The 4,503-nt window shown below is 64.6% G+C and carries 2 protein-coding genes; both read left to right on the forward strand.

Going from position 1 to position 4,503, the window contains the following annotated elements; translation table 11 throughout:
- Positions 1 to 271 precede the first annotated feature (271 nt).
- Positions 272 to 4,171 carry a phosphoribosylformylglycinamidine synthase gene (gene purL / locus V7787_RS52230; protein ID WP_064493202.1) on the forward strand — a complete coding sequence of 1,300 codons (3,900 nt, stop codon included), beginning with the start codon at positions 272 to 274 and terminating at the stop codon, positions 4,169 to 4,171.
- 3 nt (positions 4,172 to 4,174) lie between these two features.
- Positions 4,175 to 4,486: a Nif3-like dinuclear metal center hexameric protein gene (locus tag V7787_RS52235; protein WP_010952215.1), complete on the forward strand. Its 312-nt coding sequence runs from the start codon at positions 4,175 to 4,177 to the stop codon at positions 4,484 to 4,486.
- The last annotated feature ends 17 nt before the right edge of the window (positions 4,487 to 4,503 follow it).

The following is a 4,503-nucleotide window of genomic DNA, read 5'->3' on the forward strand; positions in this document are numbered from 1 at the left end:
ATTGGCCCGAAACAAACGTAGGAGCGGGTTTACCCGCGAAGCGCCGCGCGGGCGGCGCTCGATCTCATAGGCGCTGAATATTTTAAGGCGGACACCTGCGGCGCTCGATCTCACAGGCGCTGAATGTCTCAAGCCGGACACCTCTGAAAACTGACCCCGAAGTCCGGTTCCGCCGCCCGGCAGGCGTGGCTTAGAGCAGGTGCCGAAAGCCATCGAATTAGGCTAGAATGCACGGCCTCTAAGCACACCCCTTCCTGAGGCTGTCCCGACGATGTTGATCCTGCGCGGCGCTCCTGCCCTTTCTGCCTTTCGCCACGGTAAATTACTCGAGCAACTGAGCCAGAAAGTCCCCGCTGTTACTGGTTTGTATGCCGAATTTGCCCACTTCGCCGATGTCGACGGCGAGCTGACCGCCGACCAGCAGCAGGTGCTGGGCCGTCTGCTCAAGTACGGCCCGAGCGTGCCGGTACAGGAGCCGACGGGTCGTCTGTTCCTGGTGGTACCGCGCCTGGGCACCATTTCGCCATGGGCCAGCAAGGCCAGCGACATCGCCCACAACTGCGGCCTGCAGTCGATCCAGCGCCTGGAGCGCGGCATCGCCTACTACGTTGCCGGCACCCTGAGCGACGCTGATGCCGAACTGATCGCCGCCGAACTGCACGACCGCATGACCCAGCGTGTGCTCGGCCAGCTGGAGCAGGCTGCAGACCTGTTCAGCCACGCCCAGCCCAAGCCGATGACCTCGGTCGACATCCTGGCCGGCGGCCGTGACGCCCTGGCCAAGGCCAACATCGACCTGGGCCTGGCCCTGGCCGAAGACGAGATCGACTACCTGGTCAATGCCTTCCAGGGCCTCAAGCGCAACCCGAACGACATCGAACTGATGATGTTCGCCCAGGCCAACTCCGAGCACTGCCGCCACAAGATCTTCAACGCCAGTTGGGATATCGACGGCCAGGCCCAGGAAAAAAGCCTGTTCGGCATGATCAAGAACACCTACCAGATGCACAACGAAGGTGTGCTGTCGGCGTACAAGGACAACGCCTCGGTGATCGTCGGCAACGTTGCCGGCCGCTTCTTCCCGAACCCTGAAACCCGCCAGTACGGCGCGGTGCAGGAGCCGGTGCACATCCTGATGAAGGTGGAAACGCACAACCATCCCACCGCCATCGCCCCGTTCTCCGGCGCCTCCACCGGCTCCGGTGGCGAAATCCGCGACGAAGGTGCTACCGGCCGTGGCGCCAAGCCCAAGGCCGGCCTGACCGGCTTCACAGTGTCCAACCTGCGCATTCCGGGCTTCGAGCAGCCTTGGGAGCAGGCCTACGGCAAGCCCGAGCGTATCGTCGACGCCCTCGACATCATGATCGAAGGCCCTCTTGGCGGCGCTGCGTTCAACAACGAATTCGGCCGCCCGGCCCTGACCGGTTACTTCCGTACCTTCGAGCAAGCCATCAACACCCCGCACGGTGAAGAAGTGCGCGGCTACCACAAGCCGATCATGCTCGCCGGCGGTATGGGCAACATCCGTGAAGACCACGTGCAGAAGGGCGAAATCACTGTCGGCGCCAAGCTGATCGTGCTCGGTGGCCCGGCCATGCTGATCGGCCTGGGCGGCGGCGCTGCTTCGTCGGTGGCTACCGGTGCCAGCTCGGCTGACCTGGACTTCGCTTCGGTACAGCGCGAAAACCCGGAAATGGAGCGCCGTTGCCAAGAGGTCATCGACCGTTGCTGGCAGCTGGGCGACGACAACCCGATCGCCTTCATCCACGACGTGGGCGCTGGCGGTATTTCCAACGCCTTCCCTGAGCTGGTCAACGACGGTGGCCGCGGTGGTCGCTTCGAGCTGCGCAACGTGCCCAACGACGAGCCGGGCATGGCCCCGCACGAAATCTGGAGCAACGAATCGCAAGAGCGTTACGTGCTGGCCGTCAGCGCGGTCGACTTCGAGCGCTTCAAGGCCATCTGCGAGCGCGAACGTTGCCCGTTTGCCGTGGTGGGTGAAGCGACTGAAGAACAGCACCTGACCGTCAGCGACAGCCACTTCGGCAACACCCCGGTGGACATGCCGCTGGACGTGCTGCTGGGCAAGCCGCCGCGCATGCACCGTTCGGTTACCCGCGAAGCCGAGCTGGGCGATGACTTCGACCCGAGCGAGCTGGACCTGGACAGCGCCGTCCAGCGCGTGCTGAACCACCCGGCCGTGGCCAGCAAGAGCTTCCTGATCACCATTGGCGACCGCACCATCACCGGCCTGGTTGCCCGCGACCAGATGGTCGGCCCGTGGCAGGTTCCGGTGGCCGACTGCGCCGTTACCGCCACCAGCTTCGACGTCTACACCGGTGAAGCCATGGCCATGGGCGAGCGTACGCCGCTGGCGCTGCTGGATGCCCCGGCGTCCGGCCGCATGGCCATCGGCGAAACCCTGACCAACCTGGCGGCTTCGCGCATCGAAAAGCTGTCCGACATCAAACTGTCGGCCAACTGGATGTCCGCTGCTGGTCACCCAGGTGAAGACGCACGCCTGTACGACACCGTGAAGGCTGTCGGCATGGAGCTGTGCCCGGAGCTGGGCATCACCATTCCGGTCGGCAAAGACTCGATGTCGATGAAGACCAAGTGGAGCGACGAGGGCGTCGAGAAGAGCGTCACCTCGCCGATGTCGCTGATCATCACCGGCTTCGCCCCGGTCACCGACATCCGCAAGACCCTGACCCCGCAACTGCGCATGGACAAGGGCGAGACCGACCTGATCCTGATCGACCTGGGCCGCGGCAAGAACCGCATGGGCGCCTCGATCCTGGCCCAGACCTACGGCAAGATCGCGGCCCAGGCACCGGACGTCGACGACGCCGAAGACCTCAAGGCCTTCTTCGCCGTGATCCAGGGCCTGAACGCCGACGGCCACCTGCTGGCCTACCACGACCGTTCCGACGGCGGCCTGGTCACTACCGTGCTGGAAATGGCCTTCGCCGGCCACTGCGGCCTCGACCTGCAACTCGACCCGCTGACCGACAGCAAGGGCGAAGTGCCGGCCATCCTCTTCAACGAAGAGCTGGGTGCGGTGATCCAGGTTCGCCAGGATGCTACCCCGGACGTGCTGGCACAGTTCAGCGCTGCTGGCCTGGGTGAAGAATGCGTCGCGGTGATCGGCAAGCCGGTCAACAACGCTGAAGTGACCATCAGCCTGAACGGCGAAGTGCTGTTCGACGACGACCGTCGCATGCTGCAGCGTCAGTGGGCTGAAACCAGCTACCAGATCCAGCGCCTGCGCGACAACGCTGACTGCGCTGACCAGGAATTCGACCTGCTGCTCGAGGAAGACAACCCGGGCCTGTCGGTGAAGCTGGGCTTCGACGTCAACGACGACATCGCCGCGCCTTACATCAAGAAAGGCGTGCGCCCGCAAGTGGCCATCCTGCGCGAGCAGGGCGTCAACGGCCAGGTCGAGATGGCTGCTGCCTTCGACCGCGCCGGCTTCGCCGCCATCGACGTGCACATGAGCGATATTCTCGCTGGCCGTGTCGACTTCGAAGCCTTCAAGGGCCTGGTCGCCTGTGGCGGCTTCTCGTACGGTGACGTGCTGGGTGCTGGCGAAGGCTGGGCCAAGTCGGCGCTGTTCAACGCCCGTGCCCGTGACGCCTTCCAGGCCTTCTTCGAGCGTACCGACAGCTTCGCCCTGGGCGTGTGCAACGGTTGCCAGATGATGTCCAACCTGCACGAGCTGATCCCGGGCACCGAGTACTGGCCGCACTTCGTGCGCAACCGCTCGGAGCAGTTCGAGGCCCGCGTGGCCATGGTCGAAGTGCAGAAGTCCAACTCGATCTTCCTGCAGGGCATGGCCGGTTCGCGCATGCCGATCGCCATCGCCCACGGCGAAGGCCATGCCGAGTTCGCCAGCGAAGAAGCATTGCTGGAAGCCGATGTGTCCGGTTGCGTGGCCCTGCGCTACGTCGACAACCATGGCAAGGTCACCGAAGCCTACCCGGCCAACCCGAACGGCTCGCCGCGTGGTATTACTGGCCTGACCAGCCGCGACGGCCGCGTGACCATCATGATGCCGCACCCGGAGCGTGTGTTCCGCGCTGTGCAGAACTCCTGGCGCCCGGACGAGTGGCAGGAAGATGCCGCGCTGATGCGTATGTTCCGCAACGCACGGGTGTGGGTGAACTAAGGCGTGTACAAGCTCGCCTTCTTCGTCCCCGCCAGCCATGTCGAAGTGGTCAAGGCCGCTGTGTTCGCTGCTGGCGGCGGGCGCATCGGTGACTATGACCACTGCGCCTGGCAAACCCTTGGCCAGGGCCAGTTCCGCCCGTTGGACGGCAGCCAGCCGTTCCTCGGGCAAGCGGGCCAGGTCGAGGCGGTGGAAGAGTGGAAGGTGGAGCTGGTGGTGGCTGACGAGCTGATTGTGCAGGTCGTCGCTGCGCTCAAGCAGAGCCACCCGTACGAGACGCCAGCCTATGAAGTCTGGCGGCTCGCCGAGTTCTAGAACGCATCACGGCTATT

It is taken from the genome of Pseudomonas sp. CGJS7 (assembly GCF_036961695.1).

Coding starts and splice junctions, on each gene's coding strand:
- purL (WP_064493202.1), top strand. CDS start 272: ATGTTGATCCTGCGCGGCGCTCCTGCCCTTTCTGCCTTTCGCCACGGT.